General features: G+C 70.3%; 26 protein-coding genes. 14 read left to right on the plus strand and 12 right to left on the minus strand.

Features of this window, described 5'->3' with window-relative positions:
• Nucleotides 1-39: 39 nt before the first annotated feature.
• Genes QSK25_RS26675 through QSK25_RS26690 form a run of 4 tightly spaced genes read left to right on the plus strand, consistent with a single transcriptional unit; the run spans nt 40 to nt 3,442 of the window.
• Nucleotides 40-699, plus strand: coding sequence for a response regulator transcription factor (locus QSK25_RS26675; protein WP_167980068.1), 660 nt, complete (start codon nt 40-42; stop codon nt 697-699).
• Nucleotides 700-2,004: a sensor histidine kinase gene (locus QSK25_RS26680; RefSeq protein ID WP_285642213.1), complete on the plus strand. Its 1,305-nt coding sequence runs from the start codon at nt 700-702 to the stop codon at nt 2,002-2,004.
• Entirely contained in the window at nt 2,001-2,912 is a 912-nt protein-coding gene (locus tag QSK25_RS26685) for a TAXI family TRAP transporter solute-binding subunit (protein WP_285642214.1), read from the plus strand. Before QSK25_RS26680 ends, QSK25_RS26685 begins: the two co-directional genes overlap by 4 nt.
• Nucleotides 2,909-3,442 (plus strand): dihydrofolate reductase family protein, encoded by a 534-nt coding sequence (locus QSK25_RS26690; protein ID WP_285642215.1) that lies wholly within the window; start codon nt 2,909-2,911, stop codon nt 3,440-3,442. Before QSK25_RS26685 ends, QSK25_RS26690 begins: the two co-directional genes overlap by 4 nt.
• Here QSK25_RS26690 and QSK25_RS26695 read toward each other — a convergent pair.
• The 5 genes from QSK25_RS26695 to QSK25_RS26715 are packed head-to-tail and all read right to left on the minus strand — an operon-like array spanning nt 3,427 to nt 7,650.
• On the minus strand, nt 3,427-4,392 hold the full coding sequence (locus QSK25_RS26695) for a VWA domain-containing protein (protein ID WP_285642216.1): 966 nt from the start codon (nt 4,390-4,392) through the stop codon (nt 3,427-3,429). The genes QSK25_RS26690 and QSK25_RS26695 overlap by 16 nt on opposite strands.
• Nucleotides 4,389-5,270 (minus strand): DUF58 domain-containing protein, encoded by an 882-nt coding sequence (locus QSK25_RS26700; protein WP_285642408.1) that lies wholly within the window; start codon nt 5,268-5,270, stop codon nt 4,389-4,391. The genes QSK25_RS26695 and QSK25_RS26700 overlap by 4 nt, the downstream gene beginning before the upstream one ends.
• A 59-nt stretch (nt 5,271-5,329) precedes the next feature.
• Nucleotides 5,330-6,379 carry an AAA family ATPase gene (locus tag QSK25_RS26705; protein ID WP_285642217.1) on the minus strand — a complete coding sequence of 350 codons (1,050 nt, stop codon included), beginning with the start codon at nt 6,377-6,379 and terminating at the stop codon, nt 5,330-5,332.
• A gap of 60 nt (nt 6,380-6,439) precedes the next feature.
• Nucleotides 6,440-6,970, minus strand: coding sequence for a molybdenum cofactor guanylyltransferase (gene mobA, locus QSK25_RS26710; protein ID WP_285642219.1), 531 nt, complete (start codon nt 6,968-6,970; stop codon nt 6,440-6,442).
• Entirely contained in the window at nt 6,967-7,650 is a 684-nt protein-coding gene (locus QSK25_RS26715) for a TetR/AcrR family transcriptional regulator (RefSeq protein ID WP_285642220.1), read from the minus strand. Before QSK25_RS26715 ends, mobA begins: the two co-directional genes overlap by 4 nt.
• A gap of 77 nt (nt 7,651-7,727) precedes the next feature.
• Between QSK25_RS26715 and QSK25_RS26720 the strand changes: the two genes are divergently transcribed.
• Nucleotides 7,728-8,636: an ATP-binding cassette domain-containing protein gene (locus tag QSK25_RS26720; RefSeq protein ID WP_285642221.1), complete on the plus strand. Its 909-nt coding sequence runs from the start codon at nt 7,728-7,730 to the stop codon at nt 8,634-8,636.
• Nucleotides 8,633-9,376 carry an ABC transporter permease gene (locus QSK25_RS26725; protein WP_285642223.1) on the plus strand — a complete coding sequence of 248 codons (744 nt, stop codon included), beginning with the start codon at nt 8,633-8,635 and terminating at the stop codon, nt 9,374-9,376. Before QSK25_RS26720 ends, QSK25_RS26725 begins: the two co-directional genes overlap by 4 nt.
• On the opposite strand, the gene QSK25_RS26730 is transcribed toward QSK25_RS26725, so the two are convergent.
• Nucleotides 9,363-10,235, minus strand: coding sequence for an oxidoreductase (locus QSK25_RS26730; RefSeq protein WP_285642224.1), 873 nt, complete (start codon nt 10,233-10,235; stop codon nt 9,363-9,365). The two genes, QSK25_RS26725 and QSK25_RS26730, sit on opposite strands and share 14 nt — an antisense overlap.
• A gap of 27 nt (nt 10,236-10,262) precedes the next feature.
• Here QSK25_RS26730 and QSK25_RS26735 point away from each other — a divergent pair, with 27 nt between their 5' ends.
• The gene (locus QSK25_RS26735; RefSeq protein WP_285642226.1) at nt 10,263-10,604 is read left to right on the plus strand and encodes a DUF2203 domain-containing protein; all 342 of its coding nucleotides are present in this window, start codon (nt 10,263-10,265) and stop codon (nt 10,602-10,604) included.
• Here QSK25_RS26735 and QSK25_RS26740 read toward each other — a convergent pair.
• Nucleotides 10,601-11,488, minus strand: a complete 888-nt coding sequence (locus QSK25_RS26740; protein ID WP_285642228.1) for a hypothetical protein — start codon at nt 11,486-11,488, stop codon at nt 10,601-10,603. The genes QSK25_RS26735 and QSK25_RS26740 overlap by 4 nt on opposite strands.
• A gap of 91 nt (nt 11,489-11,579) precedes the next feature.
• Here QSK25_RS26740 and QSK25_RS26745 point away from each other — a divergent pair, with 91 nt between their 5' ends.
• The 3 genes from QSK25_RS26745 to QSK25_RS26755 are packed head-to-tail and all read left to right on the plus strand — an operon-like array spanning nt 11,580 to nt 13,601.
• Nucleotides 11,580-12,128: a cysteine hydrolase family protein gene (locus QSK25_RS26745; protein WP_285642230.1), complete on the plus strand. Its 549-nt coding sequence runs from the start codon at nt 11,580-11,582 to the stop codon at nt 12,126-12,128.
• Entirely contained in the window at nt 12,125-13,027 is a 903-nt protein-coding gene (locus QSK25_RS26750; RefSeq protein WP_285642232.1) for a GlxA family transcriptional regulator, read from the plus strand. Before QSK25_RS26745 ends, QSK25_RS26750 begins: the two co-directional genes overlap by 4 nt.
• Nucleotides 13,028-13,046: 19 nt before the next feature.
• Nucleotides 13,047-13,601: a cysteine hydrolase family protein gene (locus QSK25_RS26755; RefSeq protein WP_285642235.1), complete on the plus strand. Its 555-nt coding sequence runs from the start codon at nt 13,047-13,049 to the stop codon at nt 13,599-13,601.
• 8 nt (nt 13,602-13,609) lie between these two features.
• Here the strand turns inward: QSK25_RS26755 and QSK25_RS26760 are convergent, their stop codons facing one another.
• Nucleotides 13,610-14,272 (minus strand): Rossmann-fold NAD(P)-binding domain-containing protein, encoded by a 663-nt coding sequence (locus tag QSK25_RS26760; RefSeq protein ID WP_285642237.1) that lies wholly within the window; start codon nt 14,270-14,272, stop codon nt 13,610-13,612.
• Between the two features lie 17 nt (nt 14,273-14,289).
• Here QSK25_RS26760 and QSK25_RS26765 point away from each other — a divergent pair, with 17 nt between their 5' ends.
• Nucleotides 14,290-15,081, plus strand: coding sequence for a barstar family protein (locus tag QSK25_RS26765; RefSeq protein WP_285642239.1), 792 nt, complete (start codon nt 14,290-14,292; stop codon nt 15,079-15,081).
• Here the strand turns inward: QSK25_RS26765 and QSK25_RS26770 are convergent.
• On the minus strand, nt 15,062-15,583 hold the full coding sequence (locus QSK25_RS26770; RefSeq protein ID WP_285642241.1) for a TetR/AcrR family transcriptional regulator: 522 nt from the start codon (nt 15,581-15,583) through the stop codon (nt 15,062-15,064). The genes QSK25_RS26765 and QSK25_RS26770 overlap by 20 nt on opposite strands.
• A 48-nt stretch (nt 15,584-15,631) precedes the next feature.
• Between QSK25_RS26770 and QSK25_RS26775 the strand changes: the two genes are divergently transcribed.
• The gene (locus QSK25_RS26775; protein ID WP_285642242.1) at nt 15,632-16,117 is read left to right on the plus strand and encodes a GNAT family N-acetyltransferase; all 486 of its coding nucleotides are present in this window, start codon (nt 15,632-15,634) and stop codon (nt 16,115-16,117) included.
• An 81-nt stretch (nt 16,118-16,198) separates the two neighbouring features.
• On the opposite strand, the gene QSK25_RS26780 is transcribed toward QSK25_RS26775, so the two are convergent.
• From QSK25_RS26780 to QSK25_RS26790, 3 genes are all read right to left on the minus strand, one after another.
• Nucleotides 16,199-17,512: an NlpC/P60 family protein gene (locus QSK25_RS26780; protein ID WP_352236379.1), complete on the minus strand. Its 1,314-nt coding sequence runs from the start codon at nt 17,510-17,512 to the stop codon at nt 16,199-16,201.
• A gap of 158 nt (nt 17,513-17,670) precedes the next feature.
• Nucleotides 17,671-19,185 carry a class I adenylate-forming enzyme family protein gene (locus tag QSK25_RS26785; RefSeq protein WP_285642243.1) on the minus strand — a complete coding sequence of 505 codons (1,515 nt, stop codon included), beginning with the start codon at nt 19,183-19,185 and terminating at the stop codon, nt 17,671-17,673.
• Between the two features lie 9 nt (nt 19,186-19,194).
• Nucleotides 19,195-20,004, minus strand: coding sequence for an SIR2 family NAD-dependent protein deacylase (locus QSK25_RS26790; protein ID WP_285642245.1), 810 nt, complete (start codon nt 20,002-20,004; stop codon nt 19,195-19,197).
• A 17-nt stretch (nt 20,005-20,021) separates the two neighbouring features.
• Between QSK25_RS26790 and QSK25_RS26795 the strand changes: the two genes are divergently transcribed.
• Together QSK25_RS26795 and QSK25_RS26800 are read left to right on the plus strand one after the other, a co-directional pair.
• The gene (locus QSK25_RS26795) at nt 20,022-20,474 is read left to right on the plus strand and encodes a hypothetical protein (RefSeq protein ID WP_285642247.1); all 453 of its coding nucleotides are present in this window, start codon (nt 20,022-20,024) and stop codon (nt 20,472-20,474) included.
• On the plus strand, nt 20,471-21,979 hold the full coding sequence (locus QSK25_RS26800) for a flagellar basal body protein FliL (RefSeq protein ID WP_285642249.1): 1,509 nt from the start codon (nt 20,471-20,473) through the stop codon (nt 21,977-21,979). The genes QSK25_RS26795 and QSK25_RS26800 overlap by 4 nt, the downstream gene beginning before the upstream one ends.
• Nucleotides 21,980-21,994 lie beyond the last annotated feature (15 nt).

The following is a 21,994-nucleotide window of genomic DNA, read 5'->3' on the forward strand; positions in this document are numbered from 1 at the left end:
TACGCGCGGGCAACAGTCGTTATGACCGATACTGCTGGAATGCGGGTGCTGTTGGTCGAAGACGACGACGGTGTCGCCGACGCCCTGGTGGAAGCGCTGCGGGCGAACGGCCACCGGCCTGCCCGCGTGCGCCGCGGAGCCGACGCCCTGATCGCCCACCGCGACGCGGACGTGGTGCTGCTCGACCTCGGCCTGCCCGACCAGGACGGCCTGGAGGTGCTGCGCAAGCTCCGCAAGATCGACCCGGTGCCGGTGCTCGTGCTGACCGCGCGCGGTGACGAACGCACGGTGGTCCGGGGGCTGCGGCTCGGCGCGGACGACTACCTGGTGAAGCCGGTCAGGCTCGCGGAACTGCTGGCACGCATCGACGCGGTCGCCCGCAGAAGTGCGGCGCGCTCGCAGGAACCCGACGACGTGGTGCGGGTGTCCGATGTGGAGATCGACCTGCAGAGCCGTCAGGTCGTGGTCGGCGGGCGCGAGATCTCGTTGACCACCAAGGAGTTCGACGTGCTGGCGGTGCTCGCGCGCAGGCCCGGCACGGCGGTGAGCCGGCAGCAGTTGATGGACGAGGTGTGGGGCAACGCGTTCGTCGCGGTGTCGCGCACGCTCGACGTGCACCTCACGCAGTTGCGGGCCAAGCTCGACCGGCCCGGGTTGCTGCACACGATCCGCGGTTTCGGCTACCGGCTCGGTGAATAGATGCGGCAACGGCTTCTCTTGGTGCTGCTGCTGTTCTCGCTCTCGGCCGTGACGGCGTTCGCGTTCCCGTTGCTGATGAGCACCGCGAACGAACGCACCCAGCAGTTCGTGATCAGCCGCACCGCCGACCTCGACCGCTTCGCCACCCTGCCGGTCGACGTCGTGGTGTCCGAGGCCGAGCGGTACGCCGAGGTCTACGGCGAGGAGATCGTGGTCGTCGACGCGTCCGGCACGCCGGTCGTCGAGTCGGGCATGACGGCGGAGGACGTGTCGGCGCAGATCGACGCGGCGTTGCGCAACCAGCCCGCGAAGACCGTGCCGACGGTGCTGCCGTGGAGCGGTGGCGACGTGCTGTTCGCGCGGCCGGTCGGCATCGGCACGAAGGTCGCGGGCGCGGTGGTGCTCAGGGCCTCGACGGAGGTGGCGGCGCTGGACGTGGCACGGCGCTGGGCGCTCGTGCTGGCCGGGGCGTTGCTGGCGGCGTGCGCGTGCGTGCTGCTCGCGCTCGTGGTGTCGCGCTGGTTGCTGAGGCCGTTGAAAGAACTCGACAGGGGTGTGCGGGCGGTCGCGGCGGGGCAACGGCGCACCCACGTCGCCGACACCGCCGGACCGGCTGAGCTCAGGGCGTTGTCGGAGTCGTTCAACCGCATGTCCGACGCCGTCGCCGAAGCCGCCGACCAGCAACGACGCCTCATCGCCGACGCCTCGCACCAGCTGCGCAACCCCATGGCGGCACTGCGGATCCGGGTCGACATGCTGCCGTCCAACTCCTCGTTGCTCACCGAGGTCGAACGGCTGGAACGGTTGCTGGACGGGCTTCTCGCGCTCGCCTCGGCCGAGAGCACCGCCACCGAACGGGCCGCGGGCGGCGTCGAACCCGAACTCGCCGACCTCCAGGTCGTGGCGCACGACCGGGTCGACGCGTGGCGGGCGGCGGCGCAGGCCGAGGGCGTCACGATCACCGTCGACGACCGGAGCCACGGGCTCGTCCGGTGCGCGGTGTCGGACCTCGCCCAGGTGCTGGACGTGTTGCTGGACAACGCCATCAGGTACGGCGCCACCGAGGTCGCGGTGATCTGCGACCGCGCGACGCTGACCGTGCGGGACAACGGGCCCGGCCTGTCCAAGAAGGACATCAAGCACGCCACCGAACGGTTCTGGCGCGGCGACGACTCACGGCGCGGCACGGGCCTCGGCCTGGCGATCGCCGAGCGGATCGTGACGGCGCACGACGGGAAGCTGACGCTGCACAGCGACAACGGCTTGGTCGCCACGGTCGCACTGCCGAAGGAGCCGCTGCTGTGAGGCCCCGCCACCCCTCGCCCGGCACGCGGCCGGGCAACACCGCGCTCAGCCGCCGCACCTTCCTCCTCGGCACCCTGGCCCTCACCGCGTGCGGGACGAGCGAGCCGGACGGCACCATCCGCATCGCGGGCGGCGAACCCGGCGGTTTCTACAACGACTTCGCCACCCTGATCTCCCGCCTCGCCCCGAGCCCGCTCACCATCACCCCCGTCCAGACCGGCGGCAGCGCCGACAACCTCAGGCACCTCCGCGAGGGCACCGCCGAACTCGGTCTCTCCCTGAGCGACAGCGCCCACATGGAACCGGGCCTCGTCGCCCTGGGTCGCGTTTACGAGAACTACCTGCAGCTCGTGGTCCTGCGGAACTCGCCGTACAACTCGGCGGCCGACCTCGTGGGCAAACCGGTGTCGCTCGGCGCCGACGGCTCCGGCGCCGCTTTGCAGGGCAGCAGGCTCGCGCTGGGCGTGCAAGAGCAGCACTACCCGCTGCGCAACGCCATCGACGCCCTGATGTCCGGCGAGATCGCCGCCCTGCTGTGGTCCGGCGGCGTTCCCACCCCGGAACTCGACAAGGCAAGCGGCATCAGGCTCCTCCCCCTCGACGGCTTCCTGCCGAAACTGCGCCACGAGCACGGCAAGGTCTACGAACGCGTGGACGTCCGCATGGGCGTCTACGGCTCCCCCGTCGACGTCCCCACGATCGGCACGCCGAACCTGCTGGTGTGCCGGCCCGACCTGAGCGCCGAGTACGCGGGCGCCGTCGTCCGGCTGCTCGTGGGCAAGGCGGCGGAACTCGTGCCGGAGCAGGCACTCGGCACGCAGTACCTCGACGTGCGCAGTCTGATAGACACCGGCAAGGTCCCCCTGCACCCCGGCGCGGCGACGGAATACCGGAGGCTCCACGGATGATCAGCACGATGGCGTCGGTCTCGCTGGACGGGTTCTTCGAGGGCCCCGGCCACGACATCGACTGGCACCACATGAGCGACGAGCTGCACAGCCACATCAACGCCGAGCTGGCGAAGTTCGGCACTTTCGTCGACGGCCGCCGCAACCACGAGCTGATGCTCGCCGCCTGGCCGCACGCCGAGGACCACCCCGAGTGGCCGCAGGCGATGCGCGACTTCGGCCCGATCTGGCGCACCGCCCGCAAGATCGTCTACTCGCGCACGAGGACGTTCTCCGACTGGAACACCGAGACCCGCACCGAGGTCGACCCGGACGAGATCCGCGCGATCACCACCGACGTCGTGGTCGGCGGCAACGAGCTGCTCCAGACGTTCTTCGAGCACGACCTGGTCGACGAGGTCCGGCTCTACCTCAACCCCGTCGCGCTCGGCGCGGGCACGCCGTTCTTCCAGAAGCCGAACGCCCTGGCGCTCAAGAGCACCAGGGCGTTCGACAACGGAGTCGTGGAGCTGATCTACGGCAGGCGCTGACCGAAGAGCAGGGCAGCTGCGGCGGCGAACATCGCCGTCATCGTGCCCAGCAGCAGCCACGGTTTCGAGGCGTCCGCCTGCTTCTTCTCGTACCCGATCTGCTCGCCCAGGGTGTCGTAGACCCGGCGGAGTTCCTCGGCGGAGGCGGCCTTGAAGAACTCGCCGCCGGAGATCTTCGCGATCTCCTTCATCGAGTCGTCGTCGACGGGCACGGACTGCTGCCTGCCCTCGATGTCGACCACGCCGTCCTCAGTGCCGAACGAGATCGTGGAGATCGGGGTCCCGGCCTTCTTCGCGTCCTCGGCCGCGTCGAACGCCTTGCGGGTGCCGACGGTCTCCTTGCCGTCCGTCATCAGCACGATGCGGGCGGGCGGAGGTCCTTCGGCGCCGCCGACGACCTTGCCGAACGAGTCGATGGACGCCATCGCGGCCACCAGCGCGTCACCGGTCGCGGTCGACTGGGCGAGCTTGAGCCCGTCGATCGACTGCGAGACGGCGGCCCGGTCGGTCGTCGGCGCGACGAGCACCGTGGCGGAGCCGGCGAACGAGATCAGGCCCAGGTTGATGCCCGGCGTGAGACCTTCGGCGAACGACTTGGCGGCCACCTGCGCGGCCTCCAGCCGCGACGGCTTCACGTCGGTGGCCTTCATCGACAGCGACACGTCGACGACCAGCATGACGGTCGCCCTGTTGCGCGGCACGCGTTGCTCGGACGTCGGACCGGCCAGCGCGACCGTCAGCAACGCGAGCGCCGCCAGCAGGAACGCCGCCGGGACGTGCCGCGACCAGCGTTCCCGCTTGGGCGCGACCCTCTCCAGCAGCTCCAGGTTCGTGAACCGCAGCACCCTCTTGCGCCGCAACCGCTGCACGAACACGTACGCGGCGCCCAGCACCGCGACGGCGACCAGCAGCAGGAACCACCACGGGGCGACGAAGTTCGAGAAGCTCATGCGACACCCCCGGACCAGCGGCGCTTGCGCGCCACCACGAAACGAACCGTGTCGGCGATCCAGTCCGAGTCGGTCCGCAGCACCAGGTGCCCGGCTCCCGCGCGGCGCAGGCCCGCCGCCACCTCGGCCCGGTGTTCCGCGGCCGCGGCGTTGAACTCCTTGCGCAGCAAGGCGGACGCGGTCACCTCGCGCTGCCGCCCGGTCTCCGGGTCCGACAGCACGACGGTGCCGACCTCGGGCAGGTCGACGTCACGCGGGTCGACGACCTCGATGGCCACGATGTCGTGCCGCGCGGACAACGCCCGGAGAGGCCGCTGCCACTCCATGCCGCCGAGGAAGTCGGAGATCACCACGATCAGGCCGCGCCGGCGCGGAGGCCTGCGCAGCTGTTCCAGCAACGCCGCCAGGTCGCCGCGGGTGCCCTCGGGCGCGCGGTCGATCTCGGCGATCTTGCGGATCATGCCGCGCGCGTGCGCCAGCCCGCCGCGTGCCGGGACGCGGACGTTCTCCGCGCCCGTCGAGATCGCGGCGCCGATCCGGTTGCCACCGCCGCGGGTCAGGTGCGCGACCGCGGCCGTCGCGGCGATCGCCAGGTCGCGCTTCTCGCACGCGGCGGTGCCGAAGTCGAGCGACGGCGACAGGTCGATCGCGACCCACGTCTCCAGCTCGCGGTCGGCGACCGTCTCGCGGATGTGCGGGATCGTCGTGCGCGCCGTGACCGCCCAGTCCATCCGGCGCACGTCGTCACCGGGCTGGTAGGTGCGCGCCTCGCCCGGCTCGGTGCCCGGCCCCGGCACGAGGCCGAGGTGGTTGCCCTGCAACAGGCCGTCGAGCCTGCGCCGGACGTCGAGCTCCAGCATGCGCAGCGCGGCCTCCATCCGGACCCCGCGCAACACGGGCGGCGCCCAGGACGGGCGCTCCTCCGCCTTGTCCCGGCTCACGGCCTACCAGCCGGCACCGGCTGCTGCGGACGGGCCGACACCTGCGGCAGCGGCACGATCTGGAGCACTCGCGTGATGATGTGGTCGATCGGCACGCCGTCGGCCAGCGCGTCGTAGGACAGCACGAGGCGGTGGCGCAGCACGTCCGGGACGACGTCCACGACGTCCTGCGGCAGCACGTAGTCACGACCGCGCACGAGCGCGAGGCCACGCGCGGCGGCGATGATGCCGAGCGACGCACGCGGCGAGGCACCGTAGGCGACCCAGCCGGCGACGTCGGTGAGGCCGTGCTCGGCGGGCGCGCGGGTCGCGATCACCAGGCGCACCACGTAGTCGACGAGCGCGTGGTGGACGAAGACGCGCGACGCGACGCCCTGCAGGCGCACCAGTTCCTCGGGTGAGAGGACCTGGTTCGGCGTGGGCGCCTCGACGCCCATGCGGTAGACGATCTCGCGCTCTTCCTCGGCCGTCGGGTACTCGACCTGGATCTTGAACAGGAACCTGTCGCGCTGCGCCTCGGGCAGCGGGTACACGCCCTCGTTCTCGATCGGGTTCTGGGTCGCGAGCACCAGGAAGGGGTTCGGCATCGGGAACGTCCTGCCGCCGATGGACACGTGCCGCTCGGCCATGACCTCGAGCATCGCCGACTGCACCTTGGCGGGCGCGCGGTTGATCTCGTCGGCGAGCACGAAGTTCGCGACGACGGGGCCGAGTTCGACGTCGAACGCCTCACTGGACTGGCGGTAGATGCGGGTGCCGAGGATGTCGGCGGGCACCAGGTCGGGCGTGAACTGCACGCGGGAGAACGATCCGCCGACCACGCGGGCGAACGTCTCGACGGCGAGCGTCTTCGCGACACCCGGCACACCTTCGAGCAGCAGATGGCCCTTGGCCAGCAGACCCACGAGCATCCGCTCGACGAGCCGGTCCTGGCCGACGATCACCCGCTTCACCTCGAACACGGTGCGTTCGAGCAGCTGGGCGTCACGAGCCGGGGTGACGGGCGCCGGTGCGTTCGGCGTTGCCTCGGCGGCGGGCTCGGTCACGTGCGGGCCTCCATGCGGAACAGGGTTTACCGATCGTTGACAGTCTTACTCTTCGCCTGTTCAACCGCTGTGAAGGGTGTCCAGGTCGTCCGGTGTGTCGACGTCCCGGGCCTCACCGAGCAAAGCGGACACTTCGACGGGTTCGAGCTTCAGCAAGGTGCGGCGCAACGGCAGGTCCGCCGGCTCTTCAGGGAGGGCTTCACGCAGCTCAGCGGCGTTCCAGAAGCCGATCAGCCACTGCACGCGGTCGTCCCTGAGCACGGCGTTGCGCCCCGGGGCCCGCAGGCGCGCGATGGTGTCCTTCGTGAGCCCGGGTTGATCCACCGCGAGCACGGCGACCCACTCCTCGGTGACCCGCGCGAGCCCGGCGGCCAGTCCGGCGAGCGGACCGCCACCGGGTGGGTCCTCGCGCGCCCAGAGCACGCCGGGAAGGTCCTTCTCCGGCCCCACAACGACCTTCTGCGCGGCGTCGTCCACAACGGACAGCACGTGCTCGAGCAGGGTGCCGTCCCGAAAGGACAGTGCAGCCTTGTCGACGCCGCCGAGGCGTTCACCCTTGCCGCCGGTGAGGACGATCACCGCGTACGTCACGCCCTGCCTCCGATGTGCGCGGCGACGCCTTCCAGGAACAGGTGCAGGCCGAAGTCGAACTCCGCGGCCATGTCGTCCGCGTCGAGGAGGTCGTCCGCGTCGAACACCCCGGCCGCGACGATCTTCGCGAGCGCGGGCATCCGGCGCGGGTCGACGATCTCGCGCAGCCGCTGCCCGTACTGGGCGCTGAACCGGTCGGGGTCCTGCTCGTAGCCCCGCGTCAGGCCGACGGTCAGCCACGCCTCGCCGTGCACGAAGGTCATCAGGCCCATCACCACGCCGACCTTCTCGCCCGCCTCCAGCGGCGTGTCGTCGAGCGCCCCCAGCGCGCGGTCGAACCAGGCGAGGCTGCGCGGGCCGCTCGGCGGGCCGTTCAGCGGGAGCTGCAGGAACCACGGGCGCCGGCGGACGCCGCTCAGCAACGCCTTCGCCCACACCCCGAGCTGGGCGCGCCAGTCACCGTCCGGCAGCGACGGCGGCTCGTCGAACGCGGCGTCGGCCATCAAGGTGAGCAGCTCGTCCTTGTTCTTGACGTGCCGGTAGAGCGCCATCGTCGCGTTGCCCATCTCCTGGGCGACGCGCGCCATCGACACGGCGGCAAGCCCTTCGGCGTCCGCGATCGCGATCGCGGCGCGCGTGATGTCGGCGGCGTCGATCGTCGGCTTGCGCCCCCTCTTCATGCCCCCTAGTCAAACAGATGCGTATGCCATACGCTAATTTGGGTTTTGCGTATGAGCTACGCATAAAAGGGGGTTCGATGATCGTCGAGACAGAGGGTCTGACGAAGAGCTACGGGCCGACGACCGTGCTGAGAGGCCTGGACCTGGAGGTCACCGAGGGGTCGGTGCTCGCACTGCTCGGCCCGAACGGCGCCGGCAAGACCACCACGATCCGCATCCTGAGCACGCTGACCAGGCCGGACGGCGGCACGGCCAGGGTGTGCGGGTTCGACGTGGTGCGCGCCGGGGCCGACGTGCGCGGCGCGATCAGCCTGACCGGGCAGTACGCCGCGGTGGACGAGGAGCAGACCGGCCGCGAGAACCTGGTCATGATCGCCCGGCTGCGCGGTTTCCCCAGGCCGGCGTCACGCGCGCGGGCCGCCGAGTTGCTGGAGCGGTTCGACCTGCTGGACGCGGCGGACCGGCGGGTGCGCACCTACTCGGGCGGCATGCGGCGGCGCCTGGACCTCGCGATGAGCCTGGTGGCACGGCCGCGGCTGCTGTTCCTGGACGAGCCGACCACCGGCCTCGACCCGGTCAGCCGCACGACGGTGTGGGACGCGATCACCGACCTGGTGCGCGACGGGGTGACGATCTTCCTCACCACCCAGTACCTGGAGGAGGCCGACCGCCTCGCCGACCGGATCGTGGTGCTGCACAACGGGGGCGTCGTCGCGGACGGCACCGCGGACGCGTTGAAGAACTCGGTCGGCGGCACCCGCCTCGACCTCACGTTCCGCTCCCCCGCGGACGCTTCACGTGCCCGGAACGTCGTCGGCGGCGTGGCGGACGGACCGACGCTGAGCGTGCCGTCCGACGGCAGCGCCGCACACCTGCACCGGGTGCTGGACGACCTGCTGGGGGCGCGGGTCGAGGTGCTGCGCGTGGCCACCCACCGCCCGACGCTGGACGACGTGTTCACGTCGTTGACGGCGGTGGCGGCATGACCGCCTCGCTGACCATGATCGGCCGCAGCATCAGGCTGAGCCGCCGCAACCTCGACCTCGTGATCATGGCGATCGTGCTGCCGGTGCTCATGATGGCGTTGTTCGTGTACGTCTTCGGCGGCGCGATCAGCTCGACGCAGTCCTATGTGGACTACGTGGTGCCCGGCATCCTGGTGCTGTGCACGGGGTACGGCGCCACCTCCACGGCGATGTCCGTCACCGACGACGTGAAGAAGGGCGTCGTCGACCGGTTCCGCTCGATGCCGATCAGCGGGTTCTCCGTGCTGACCGGGCACGTGGTCGCGTCGGTCGCGCGCAACGGGCTCGCGACGTTCGCGGTGGTGCTGGTGGCGTTGCTGATGGGGTTCCGGCCGGCGGCGTCGTTCGGGTCGTGGATCCTCGCGATGGGGCTGCTGGCGCTCTACGTGCTGGCGTTGTCGTGGCTCGCGGCCGGGTTCGGCGTGGTCGCGCGGACCGTCGAGTCGGCCAGCCTGCTCGGGTTCTTCATGCTGTTCATCCCGTACCTGAGCAGCGCGTTCGTGCCGGTCGCCACGATGCCGTCCTGGTTGCGCGCGGTGAGCGAGCACCAACCGATCACGCCGGTCATCGAGACCGTGCGGGCGTTGCTGACCGGCCAGGAGGCGACCTCGGGCTGGCTCGCGCTCGGCTGGTCCGGTGGCCTGCTGGTGGTGGCGTTCGGCTGGGCGACCTGGCTGTTCAGCCGGATCAGCCGCCGCTGAGGTGCGCGAAGTCGAGGCGGGTGAGTTCCTCCGGGCTGAGCAGGAGATCGCCCGCCTCGACGTTCTGCCGCAGGTGGTCCGGGTCTCCCGTGCCGGGGATGACGAGCACGTGCGGTCCGCGCGCGAGCGTCCACGCCAGCCGGACCTGGGCGGGCGAGACGTCGCGGGCGCGGGCGATCTCGGTGACCTCGTCGTCCTCGGCGGACGTCCCGGCCTCCTGGTTCGCCCCGGCCAGCGCGAAGAACGGCACGAACGCGACCCCGCGCTCGCCGCAGACGCCGAGGAAGTCGTCCTGCTCGGGGTGGTGGCCGAGGCCGAAGGAGTTCTGCACGCACACGACCTCGGCGATCCGTTGCGCCTGGTCGAGGTGGTGCGGTTTGACGTTGGACAGCCCGAGGTGCCGGACCAGCCCGGCGCGCTGGATCGCCGCCAACGCCTCGAAGTGCGCGCTGACGTCGTCGAGGCCGCTGATCCGCAGGTTGACCACGTCGAGGTGGTCCCGGCCGAGTTGACGCAGGTTCTCCTCGACCTGGCCGCGCAGCTGCTCCGGTGTCGCGAGCGGCAGCCACTCCCCCTGCGGCGTGCGGCCGGGCCCGATCTTGGTGACGATCACCAGGTCGTCCGGGTACGGCGCGAGCGCGCTGTTGATCAGTTCGTTCGCGGACCTGGTGGCGGAGAAGTAGAAGGCGGCCGTGTCGACGTGGTTCACGCCGAGGTCGACGGCCGCGCGGAGCACCCGGATCGCCTGGTCCCGGTCACGGGGCTGAGCGCTCGGGTCGAAGGCGGTGCCGTGCTGCGGCAGCCGCATCGCGCCGAAGCCGATCCGCCGCACTGTCAGGTCACCCAGTCGCCACGTCATTCCGTGCACTGTGCCAGCCTTGGTGTCGTGTCACTGTTCACGCTCGCCGAGGCCAAGACCGAACTCGCGCGGCTGCTGCCCGTGCTGGACGAGATCGTGCGGCTGCGCGCCGACGCCGCCGAACTCGCCGCCGGCGGCTCGTCGCTGGGCGGGATACCGGAGTTCAAGGCCGCGCAGGCCCGCCTCGACGAGCTGATGGAGACCGTGCAGCACACCGGCGCCGAGCTGAAGGGCCTCGCGCCGTTGCTGGTGGACTTCCCCTCCGAACGCGACGGCGTGCCGGTGCTGCTGTGCTGGCTCGAAGGCGACCGCGAACTGTCCTGGTACCACCGGACCGACCTGGGGTTCGCCGGGCGCAGGCCCCTCTAGGGTGCGAGGAACCCGGCGACCAGCAGCACGCCGACGAGCCCGGTGATGAGTCCGAGCGCCGCCAGGACGTGCTTCGCGGTGGTGCGGCCGGGCATGCGGGTCAGGATGATCGCGGCGGCGATCGTGAGCGCGCCCGCGATCGGGGTCAGCGCCCGCCACGCCTTGTCGGCCGTGAACGGCAGGTGGTCGTCCGCGCCGTAGAGCGACAGGATCAGCGCGGGCAGGCCGAGTCCGGCGGCAGCGGCGGCGGCGAGCGTGTTGAACCGTTGCTGCGCCTCGCCTTCCTGCGCGACGGCGAACGTCGAGACGCTGCTGAGCAACGCTTGGAGGCGGGTGACCTCGTCGCCCAGTTCGGTGTTCATGGCCTCGCAGTGCCGCATCGTGACGGTGGTGAAGCGGCCCTCGCGAATCGCCTCCTGGGCGAGGTCGCGGGCGCGGCTCACCGCCATCGACAGCTCCACCAGCTGGGCCATGACCAGGCGCAGCGCGGTGTTCCCGCGTTGTGCCAGCAGGTCGGCGACCTGGCGTTCCATCTCGTAGCGCAGGCCGCGCAGCTCCGCGACGGTGTTGCGGGACCCCTCGGCGAGCGCCTTGGCGATGGTGAGCGCGCGTTCGCGTTCCTCGACGCGGTGGGCCGGTTCGGCGAGCGTGCCGTCGAGGTCCTGGGCGGTCCAGGTGCTCTGGCCCCAGCCGTGGTCGTCGCTCCACGCCGCCCGGACCACGATCTCGACGTTCGCGCCGTCCGTCCGCGCCTCCCCCACGAGGATCTTGCGGGACCTGGTGAGCCGCAGGAACGGCACGGCGGGTCCGCGCAGCAGGCCCTCGCTCAGGGTGACCTCGACGCCCAGGTCCGCGTTCGCCGGATCGCCCGCCAGGATGCGCATGTCCGCGATCTTGCCACGATGACCGGATCCGTCCGCCCTTCGGCCGGGCCGTGCCTGTTCCGACCGGTTCTCGTTGGCGAGGCTCGGGGACATGAAGCGAGCATTGATCGTCATCGACGTGCAGGAGTCGTTCCGGCAGCGGACCAGCTGGGCCGAGGTGTCGAACCCGGACGTCGTGGGCAAGGTGAACCAGCTGGTCGATCTGGCGCGCGACGCCGGCGACCTGGTGGTGTGGGTGCTGCACTCCGAGCCCGGCACCGGCGACGTGTTCGACCCCGCGCTCGGGCACGTGCGGCTGATCGACGGCCTCAAGCCACTCGACGACGAGCCCCTGCTGACCAAGACCGCGCACAACGCGTTCACCACGACGAACCTCCAGCAGACGCTCACCCGGCGCGGCGTGCGGGAGCTGCTGGTCAGCGGCATCCGCACCGAGCAGTGCTGCGAGACGACCACGCGGGTCGGCTCCGACCTGGGGTTCGACATGACGTTCGTGACGGACGCGACGGCGACCATGCCGTTGCCGCACTGGCGGACCGGGAAGGTGCTCGGCGTCGAGGAGATCATCGAGCGGACCGAGTACGTGCTGGCCGGTCGGTTCGCGCGGATCTCGGATGTCGCTACGCTGACCGGATCGTGACCAAAGTCGTTTTCGTGCTCGTACCGGGAGTGCACCTGCTCGACCTCGCGGGGCCGGCGCAGGTGTTCTCCAGCGCTGCCGACCTCGACTGCGGGTACGCGCTGTCCTATGTGGGCGATTCGGATACCGTGCCGAGTCATCAGGGCGTGCCGCTCGGTGTGTCCGTGGAGCTGCCCTCTCTTGAGGTGGACGACCTCGTGTTCGTGCCGGGGTGGCGTTCACCGCGCATCGCCGGAACCGGACATCTGAGCGAACGCGCGTTGGCGTGGTTGCGCGCGCACCACGACAACGGCGGCACGGTCGCGAGTGTGTGTGCGGGCGCAGATGTGTTGGGACGCACGGGTTTGCTCGACGGCCGCCGTTGCACCACACACCACGAGTTGCAAGATGAACTCACACGGCGCTACCCGTCCGCCCACGTCGTGCGTGACGTCTTGTACGTGGAGGACAACAGGGTCGTGACGTCCGCGGGCATCGCGAGCGGCATCGACCTCGCGTTGCACCTCGTCGCCGTGCGCCACGGACCGGCCGTGGCCGCCGCGATCGCACGCACGATGGTCATCTACGCGCGCAGGAACGGCGACGACCAACAGGCCAGTGTGCTGCTGCGCCACCGTTCGCACGTCAACGAGACGGTGCACCGCATTCAGGACGTGATCGAAACACGGCTCACAGACCGCTTGTCGCTCGCGGAACTCGCCGTCCACGTGGGATGCAGCGAACGGACCGTGACGCGCTTGTTCAGCCGTGCGACAGGCATGACGCCGTTGAAGTACCAGCAGGCGTTGCGCCTCGAACGCGCCGAACACCTGATCGGTCAAGGTGCCACGGTCGAGACCGCCGCCCGCACCGTCGGATTCGAGGACGCCCGCATGCTGCGCCGCCTGCGGTCGCGCTGACGGGCCTAAGCTGGGCCGCGTGACGACACTGGCGAACCGACCCAACACCGCGTTGCTCGTGATCGACGTGCAGAACGGCGTGGTGAACCACGCTCACAACCGCGACGAGGTCGTGGCGAACGTCGCGGCGCTCGTCGACAAGGCGCGGGCGGCCGGCGTCGACGTCGTGTGGGTGCAGCACAGCAGCCCCGAGCACATGCCGAAGGAGTCCGACGGCTGGCAGTTCGTGCCCGAGCTGAAGCCCGCCGACGGCGAACCGGTGGTGCACAAGACGTACGCCGACTCGTTCGAGGCGACCGACCTCGAGGAAGTGCTGGCGGGCAAGGGGGTCGGCAGCCTCGTCGTGTCCGGCGCGCAGACCGACGAGTGCATCCGCTCGACCCTGCACGGCGCGATCGTGCGCGGCTACGACGCCCTGCTCGTGAGCGACGCGCACACGACCGAGGACCAGTCGGAGTGGGGAGCGCCCACCCCGGACAAGGTCATCGCGCACACGAACCTCTACTGGGAGAACCACACCGCGCCGGGCCGCACCGCGGGCGTGGTGAAGACCGAGGACGCCTTCAGGGCCTGAGCACCCCGTCAGCCGGTCGTGGCGGAACCCGCTCCCGCCACCCGGTTGATCTCGTCGCTGCGCAGGACCCGCTCCGCGTGCGCGCCCTTGGCGAGCGCCAGCATCGCCCGGCCGAGCAGCTCCGTCGTCGTCACGTACTTCGGCGCGACCTTGCGCAGCACCGGGAACAACCACGACGACCACGTGTAGACGTACCGGTAGATGCGTGTGCGCGAGGTGATCCCGTGCAGCGGCTGGATGAACCCGGGCCGCACCACGAACACGGGCCGGTCGAGCGCCAGCAACTCGTTCTCCGTGCGCCCCTTCACCCGTGCCCACATCGTCTTGCTGTCGGCACCGGCCCCTTCACTGGACACGTACACATAGGTGCCGCCCACGACCCGTGCGGCCTCCACCGCGTAGTCGTGCGTCACGGGCGTGTACTGGGCCTCGGTGAGACCGGCCGAAGACAGGCCCACGCAGTAGAAGCACGCGTCGGCGTCGGCGAGGTCCGCGGCGATCGGCGACAGGTCACCGAAGTCGGCGTGCACGACGTGCCGCAGCTTGGGGTCGCTCGCGGTGGAGGGCGACCGTCCCACGGTCACGACGGAGGCGACGCCGGGATCGAGCAGGCTCTCCCGCAACGCGCCCTGACCGACCATTCCGGACGCACCGAAAATCACTACCTTCACCCCGTCAAACTAGTCGGGTGAACACGACGATCCACCGCCGCAGGCCGGGACCGGTTCCCGGGGTGCCGTCCGCCGACGTGCGCCTGGTCCAGGACGACGACCACGAGGCGATCGCCCGGCTGCTGGGTGCCGGCGGCGAGTCGGAGATCGGCTGGTGGCGGCTGTTCGGCACGCCTCAGACGAGCTTCGTCGTGGAGGCCGGCGGCATCGTGGCCGTGAGCCTCGTCGTCGGGTACATGGGCAAGTTCTGGATCACCTACGCCTCCACGGCCCCGGGACCGGCTGTCACGGCCGTGGTCGCGGCCTCGTTGCGCGCGCTGGACGCCCCTGTGCACGCCACGGTCGACGAAGGCGACACCGCGAGCGAGGAGATGCTCATCGCCCTCGGTTTCACGGCCGAGCTGGGCGACCTGCCCGTGCTGGTCGTCGACGGGGCCCTCTTCTCCGACTTCGACGGGTTCGCGCGCGAGTTCACCAAGCTGCTCTGCCACTACGAGTGGACCGGCAACCTGGACGCGTTCAACGACATCCTCCGCGGCGGCTTCGGCACGCCCGAACTCGGCTGGGTCTTCCGCTGGGTCAACGCGGAGAAATCCCGCACCGCGCTCGGGCACCGCGCGACGGCCAAGCGCCTCGAAGGGATCCTCAAGACCTGTCACCCCACCAACCGGGCGAGCGTCGAGGCGAGGATCGAGGCCGCCCGCCGCGGGGAGGGCCCCACCCTGTTCGACGACATCGTCGAGATCATCAGGGACCACGGACCGGGCGGCGACGAGTCCGAGGACAACGTCATCCTCGAACTGCGCTGAGCACCCGCTCGGCCTCGCCCGTCGCCAGCAGGTCGAGCAACGCGCCGCGCAACAACGCGAGTTCCCGCGTGCGCGCCGCGAGTCCTTCTGCGGTGTCGCGCACGTCCTCGGGCTGCGCCGCCCGTAGCACCTCCAGCCAATCCTCGACGGTCGCGCGCGCGAAGCCCGCCCACGGCCCGTCCGGCTCCACGAGAGAGCGCGCGTAGGCCTCCAGCCAGAGCGTGAGCAACGGCCGGTGTGTGGGCGCCGACAGCCACTCCCACAGCCGTTCGACCACGCCCGGCCCGGTGCCGATGCCGTCGAGCAACGCCAGTTCGTCCGCGCGTGCCCGCGCCAGCAACGCCCTGACCAGGCCGTCCTTGCTCTCGAACAGGTAGAGCAGCACGCGCGTGCTCGACCCGATGGCCGCCGCGAGCGGACGCAGCGACACGTCGGCCAGGCCGTGGGTGAGCACGTAGCGGTAGGCGGCTTCGAGGAGTTCGGTCTCGCGGGCGGACGGCATGGGGCTATTCTCGCATTACTGAAACACTCGTGTCAGTGGAGGACGTCCATGCAGATCCGCCCGCTCGACCAGCCAGGTGACCTGGGCTGGGTCGTCCAGGCCCACGGTGAGCTCTACGCGTCCGAGCTCGGCTGGGACACCACGTTCGAGGCCTTGGTCGCCAAGATCGTCGGCGACTACGCGACGGACCACGACCCCACGAGAGAGGGCGCGTGGATCGCGGACCTGGACGGTCAACGCGTCGGATGCGTGTTCTGCGTCCGTGAAGACGACACGACCGCAAAGCTGCGCGTGCTGCTCGTGCACCCCGACGCGCGTGGGCACGGAGCGGGCAACAAGCTCGTCAGCAAGTGCGTCGAGTTCGCGCGCGACGCCGGCTACGAACGCATGGTGCTGTGGACGGTCAGCGGCCTCGACTCGGCCCGCAAGATCTACGAGGCGCACGGGTTCGCACTCGCGGAGGAAACCTCGCAGCACAGCTTCGGCCACGACGTGACCGGTCAGGTCTGGAGGCGCGAGTTGCGGATCTCATGACCGCCGAACAGTCCGCAACCACGTTCGCCCCCGCTGGAGGAGGTCGTCGTCCGCGGTCCGCACGACGACCATCCACTCAGCTCACAGCAGGCGGGTCACGTACGGCATGATGCCGCCGTACCGCACGGGCGAGATCCGCACCACGGCACCGGAGTGCGGCGCTTCGACCATCATCCCGCCACCCAGGTAGAGCGCCACGTGCGTGCCGCCGCCGGGGCCCCAGAAGATCATGTCGCCGGGAGCCATCTGCGACAGCGGCACCTTGCGGCCCGAGTTGTACTGGTAGCCGCTGTAGTGCGGCAGGTACACGCCGACGCCCGCGAAGGCGTACATCATCAGGCCCGAGCAGTCGAAGCCGATCTTGCGGTAGTCGCCGTAGGAGTCGGCGACGCCGCCGTCGCGCACGCCGTACGTCGGGCCGTAGTAGTTGCCACCGCCCCACGCGTAGATGACGCCGCGCTGGGCCAACGCGCGGTTGATCACCGTCTGCACGCGGTTGCCCGACGGCGCCGGTGCCGACGCGATCGGCCGGGGCGCGGGTGCCTGCGGCCTCGGCGCGGCGGCGGCAGCGGCGGCCGCGGCACGGCGGGCGTTCTCCTCGTCCTCCAGCCGCTTCGCCTCCGACCACTGGTCGTACTGGCGGCGCTGGGCTTCGAGCCCGCTCACCTCGCCGCGGGCGGCGGCCAGTTCGCGTTCGACGGCGTCCTTGTTCGACTGGAGTTCCTGGGTCGCGGCGGACTGCGCGGAGTGCGCGTCGACCGCCGCCTGCTGGGCCTGGTCGGCGACCTTCTTGGCCTCGTCGGCGGCGGCCTGCTTGACCTCGGCGTTCTTCAGCGCGGCGCGGGCAGCGGAATCGAGGTTCGCGGCCGTGCCCTGGTCGCGGGTGACCTGGTCGAGGCGGTTCAGGCTCGACGCCGACACCGCCTCCAGCATCTGGGCGCGGGCGAGCAGGTCCTCCGGCGACTTGGCGCCGATGTAGGCGGAGAACGAGCCGACCGTCGTGCCCTGCGCGTAGGAGGCGGCGGCGAACTCGTCGAGCTGCTTGCGGCTCTCCTCGACGGCGGCGGACGCGGCGTCGGCCTGCACACGGGCGGCGGCGGCGTCCTTGCGGGCGGCCTCAGCCTCGGAGATCGCGGTCTCCAGGTCGACGCGGGCCTTGTTCGCGAGCTCGCGCTTGTACGACAGGTCGTCGAACAGCTCCTGCAGGCGTGACTCGGCCTGCGTGAGGCGTCCGGTCAGCTCCCCGACGCGCGAAGCCTTGGCGTCCGCCTCGGCCCGGGACGCCGAGATCTCCGCGTCACTGGGGTTCGGCGGAGGCGGCGGCACGGCCGCTGCCGTCCCCGTGAGGACGGCCGTCATCAACACCACCACGGCGGCGGAGAGTCGTGTCAACACTGAGCATCACCTCCGACCGCATTAGACCAATCAGACGCATCCGGCGCATCAGGAACTAACGCACCGTCAACCACACGTGTCACAGTGGAACACGGTCGGTGGTCCTTTTGGGACGATCGAAGTCCGGCGTGTCGCCGGTATGGACTAGTTCACCTTTGTCAGTTCACGCCGCGATCGCGGCCCGTCCAGTAGGGCTCGCGGAGCTTGAACTTCTGGATCTTCCCGGTGGCGGTGCGCGGGATGGAGTCGCGGAACTCGATCGAGGTCGGCGCCTTGTAGCCCGCCAGCCGCTCCTTGCAGTGCTGGATCAGCTCGGCCTCGGTGGCCTCGCCGGAGAGCACGACGAGCGCTTTGATCGTTTCACCCCACTTCTCGTGGGGCACGCCGATGACCGCGACCTCGGCGACGGCCGGGTGCGAGAACAGGCAGTCCTCGACCTCGATGGACGAGACGTTCTCGCCGCCGGTGATGATCACGTCCTTCTTGCGGTCGGAGATCGTCAGGTAGCCCTGGTCGTCGAAGTAACCGCCGTCGCCGGTGTGGAACCAGCCGTCCTCGATGGCGTCCGCGGTGGACTCCGGGTTGTCCCAGTAGCCCTCCATGACGACGTTCGAGCGCGCCATCACCTCGCCGTTGTCCGAGATCCGCAGCTGCGCGCCCAGCGCCGGCGCTCCCGCCCGCGACTGGAGCTTCGCCTTCTCCTCCCCCCGCGGGCCGGGCTGGGCCCGGTTGAAGGTGAGCAGCGGAGCCGTCTCCGTCAGGCCGTAGATCTGGAGGAACTCCCAGCCGAGCTCCTCGGTGACGCGCTGGATCGTGCGGGAGGGCGGCGGCGCGCCGGCGCACACGATCCGCACGGTGTCACGGCCGGGGATCTCGCCGTCCCACGTTTGCGCGGCATCGAGCACGGCGTTCCACACGGCCGGTGCGCCGCACATGAGCGTGACGCCGTGGTCGCGCACACGGCGCAGGATCTCGTTGCCGTCGACCTTGCGCAGCACCACCTGCGGCACGCCGAGGCCCGCGAGACCGAACGGCATTCCCCAGCCGTTGCAGTGGAACATCGGCAGCACGTGCATGTACACGTCGCCTTCCCACGCCCGTGTGTGCATGGCGAACGTGACGGCGTTGAGCCAGATGTTGCGGTGCGTCAGCTGCACGCCCTTGGGCCGCGCGGTCGTGCCCGACGTGTAGTTGATGGTCGCCGTCGCGTCCTCCGAGGGCGCGCTCCACGGCCGTGGCTCCACATCGAACCGAAGCAGCGACTCCGACTCCTCGCCGAGCGTGAACCGATGGCGCGCCACGACGTCATCGAGTTCGAGTTCGGGGTCGACGAACAACGCCGACGCGCCGCTGTGCTCGACGATGTACTTCACCTCGTCGGGGCGCAGCCGGAAGTTCACCGGCACGCAGATGCGCCCGCTGCCGGGCAGGGCGTGCAGCAGTTCGAGCATCCGCGCGGAGTTGTGGCTGACGACGGCGACCCGTTCACCCTCGCCGATGCCCAGCGCGTCGAAGCCCGCCTGCCACGCGCGCACACGGTTCGCCATCTCCGCGTACGTCGTCGTCTCGACCGGTTTCGCGGGCTGGTCCGGTTCGTCGATCGTCGCCGTGGTCGCCGCGAACGCGAACGACGCCCGGTCCAGGAAGTCCGTGGTGATCAGCGGTACGCGCATGGACCGACACTACGACCAGGTGCTCGGATCTCCCCAGGACGAGAATCGTCCTCCCCCGGATGGAGGAACCGAACTGAGATCGGGGAGCACCTCGCCGACGGGTTCGTGCAGCACGACGGCCGCCACGTCGTCGTACGGCGTCGGCTCGGCGTTGCAGATGAGGACCTGCGCGCCCGCCTTCGCCGCCAGCGGCACGAGTCCCGCGGCGGGTTGCACCGACAGCGATGTTCCCGCCACCAGCAGCACGTCGCAATCCAGGACGGCGAGCCGGGCGCGGCGCAGCACCTCGCCGTCGAGGTGCTGCCCGAACGACACCGTGGCGGACTTGAGGATGCCCCGGCACCGCAGGCAGTCCGGGTCCTCCTCGCCCTCCGCGACGCGCTTCACCGCGTCGCGCATCGGGCCCGTGGCGCCGCAACTGAGGCACACGGTGGCGTGCAACGTGCCGTGCAGCTCCAGCACGCGGTGCGGGTCGGAGCCCGCTTTCTGGTGCAGGCCGTCGATGTTCTGGGTGATGACGGTGCGCAACCGCCCGGACCGTTCCAGTTCCACCAACGCCTTGTGCGCGGCGTTCGGCTTGGCCGTCCACACGGGACTGTCGAGCTTCGCCCGCCAGGAGAGCCTGCGCACCGCGGGGTCGGAGACGTAGGAGTCGATCGACGCGCCGAGCCCCGCGTCGGCGTCACGCGTCCAGAGCCCGTCGGGGCCACGGAAGTCCGGAATGCCCGAATCGGTGGAGACTCCGGCGCCGGTCAGCACCGTGATCCGGTGGGCGGACGCGACCAGCGCCCGTGCCGCTGCGCACGCCTGGGACCCCATCGGTTCACACTAGTCGCGTGCGCAGCGCTGTGGGAGCCGCCATCGCGGCAGTGGGCTTGGTCACGACCATCGCGGGGACCTTCCTCCCCTGGCTCAAATCCGGATCGACCACGAGGGACAGTTACGAAGTGCTCTCACTGCGTGATCTGGCCGGGTTGGACGGGGTGGCGGGGACGGTCGTCACGTCGATCTGGGTGGGGCTAACGCCGCTGGCCGTGGTTGCGATTGGTCTCTACGTGGTCCGTTTTCCACGATTCGCCGCGTGCGTCGCACTTCTCTTTGGCACGATCGGGGGAACCGTGGCCCTACTGGCCACAGTCCAAGGGGATAGCAAGGGTTCGTTGGTCGGAATCAGCATCGCCGGACCAGTCACGACCCTTGCCGGTGCCGTACTGACGATCGTGGGGGCGATCACGGTGCTCACCTCGACCAGGCGCAGCGCAGTGAGAACCTCAGGAGGGAACCCGTGAGCTACCCAGGTGGTGGCGGTGGCCAGTGGCAGCCGCAGAACAACCCGTACGGCCAGCAGCCGCAGCAGCCCCAGCAGGGCGGCTACCCGCAGCAGCAGCCCGGCGGATACCCGCAGCAGGGCGGCTACCCGCAGACCGGGCCTCAGGGGTTCCCGCAGCAGGGTCAGCCGCAGCAGGGTTTCCCGCAGACCGGGCCCCAGGGCTTCCCCCAGCAGGGTTTCCCGCAGCAGGGCTTCGAGCAGCAGCCGTACGGCTACGCGCCGATGGGCGGCGAGCCGCCGAAGAAGAAGCGCACCGGCCTGGTCGTCACGGCCGTCGTCGCCGTGTTGCTGCTGATCGGCGGCGGTGTCACGTTCTTCGCGCTGAAGAAGGCCGACCCCGGTTCGAACGCCGGTCAGGACACCCCGGCCGTCGCGGCGAAGAACCTCATCGAGCAGCTCGGCAGCGGTGACGTCGTCGGCATCATGGCCTCCCTGGCACCGGCCGAGGCCGCGTTGTCCAAGGACTACATGGAGTCGATGACGAAGGAGATGAAGCGGCTCGAGATCCTCAAGCAGGAGGCCGACCCGAACAAGCTCACCGGCATCGAGTTCAAGAGCGAGGGCATCAAGTTCGACGAGGCCAAGGCCGAGAAGATCAACGACCACCTCACCATCAACAAGCTGGTCGAGGGCAAGATCACGATCACCTCGGACGCCTCGAAGATCCCGCTCACGGACAAGCTCGTGGACGCGCTGGGCGACGACCTGAACCTCACGTCGACCAAGTCCGAGACCCTCGACATCACCGCCGAGGTCAGCAAGCGCGGCGCCCCGATCGGCATCGCGTCGATCAAGGTCGACGACAAGTGGTACCCGAGCGCCTTCTACACGATCGCCAACGCGGTCCTGGAGGAGGAGAAGCTGAAGTGGCCGTCGCAGGGCATCGCCGCCGCGGGCGCGAACTCCGCCGAGGAGGCCGCGAAGCAGATGGTCAACGCCGCGCTCGACGCCGACCTGACCAAGGTCATCGCGCTGCTGCCGCCGGACGAGGCCGGTGTGCTGCAGGACCTCGGCCCGCTGCTGCTCGACGAGGCGGGCCCGCAGAAGCCGACCGGCGCCAAGCTGAACGCGCTGGAGACCGACGTCAAGGACGTCACCGGCGGCAAGCAGGTGACGATCAAGAAGCTGTCGATCACCGCCGAGGGCGAGACCGTGACGATCACCCGCGAGGGTGACTGCTACGCCGCCGACGTGCCCGGCCAGGGTTCGCAGAAGCTGTGCGCGGACGAGATCACCCAGCTGCTCCAGCAGCAGGGCGGCGCGAAGATCCCCGCCGAGGCCGTCGAGGTCATCGGCCGGGTGGCCGGGTCGATCATGAAGACCGGTGTCGGCGTCGTGACCACCGAGGTCGACGGCAAGTGGTACGTCAGCCCGGTCCGCTCCTACTACGAGCTGGCGCTCACGCTGTTCCGCGGCTTCGAGCCGAAGGACGTCGACGCGCTGATCGAGCTCATGAAGAAGTGAGTTCCACCGCTCCGG

The sequence above is a fragment of the Lentzea sp. NBRC 102530 genome (assembly GCF_030269365.1).
GTDB lineage: Bacteria > Actinomycetota > Actinomycetes > Mycobacteriales > Pseudonocardiaceae > Lentzea.

Bases quoted from the DNA above. Each gene is read 5' to 3' on its own strand.
- QSK25_RS26675 (WP_167980068.1), top strand. From the start codon at position 40: ATGCGGGTGCTGTTGGTCGAAGACGACGACGGTGTCGCCGACGCCCTG.
- QSK25_RS26680 (WP_285642213.1), top strand. From the start codon at position 700: ATGCGGCAACGGCTTCTCTTGGTGCTGCTGCTGTTCTCGCTCTCGGCC.
- QSK25_RS26690 (WP_285642215.1), top strand. From the start codon at position 2,909: ATGATCAGCACGATGGCGTCGGTCTCGCTGGACGGGTTCTTCGAGGGC.
- QSK25_RS26695 (WP_285642216.1), bottom strand. From the start codon at position 4,392: ATGAGCTTCTCGAACTTCGTCGCCCCGTGGTGGTTCCTGCTGCTGGTC.
- QSK25_RS26700 (WP_285642408.1), bottom strand. From the start codon at position 5,270: ATGGAGGCCGCGCTGCGCATGCTGGAGCTCGACGTCCGGCGCAGGCTC.
- QSK25_RS26715 (WP_285642220.1), bottom strand. From the start codon at position 7,650: ATGAAGAGGGGGCGCAAGCCGACGATCGACGCCGCCGACATCACGCGC.
- QSK25_RS26720 (WP_285642221.1), top strand. From the start codon at position 7,728: ATGATCGTCGAGACAGAGGGTCTGACGAAGAGCTACGGGCCGACGACC.
- QSK25_RS26725 (WP_285642223.1), top strand. From the start codon at position 8,633: ATGACCGCCTCGCTGACCATGATCGGCCGCAGCATCAGGCTGAGCCGC.
- QSK25_RS26730 (WP_285642224.1), bottom strand. From the start codon at position 10,235: ATGACGTGGCGACTGGGTGACCTGACAGTGCGGCGGATCGGCTTCGGC.
- QSK25_RS26740 (WP_285642228.1), bottom strand. From the start codon at position 11,488: ATGCGCATCCTGGCGGGCGATCCGGCGAACGCGGACCTGGGCGTCGAG.
- QSK25_RS26745 (WP_285642230.1), top strand. From the start codon at position 11,580: ATGAAGCGAGCATTGATCGTCATCGACGTGCAGGAGTCGTTCCGGCAG.
- QSK25_RS26770 (WP_285642241.1), bottom strand. From the start codon at position 15,583: ATGCCGTCCGCCCGCGAGACCGAACTCCTCGAAGCCGCCTACCGCTAC.
- QSK25_RS26775 (WP_285642242.1), top strand. From the start codon at position 15,632: ATGCAGATCCGCCCGCTCGACCAGCCAGGTGACCTGGGCTGGGTCGTC.
- QSK25_RS26785 (WP_285642243.1), bottom strand. From the start codon at position 19,185: ATGCGCGTACCGCTGATCACCACGGACTTCCTGGACCGGGCGTCGTTC.
- QSK25_RS26790 (WP_285642245.1), bottom strand. From the start codon at position 20,004: ATGGGGTCCCAGGCGTGCGCAGCGGCACGGGCGCTGGTCGCGTCCGCC.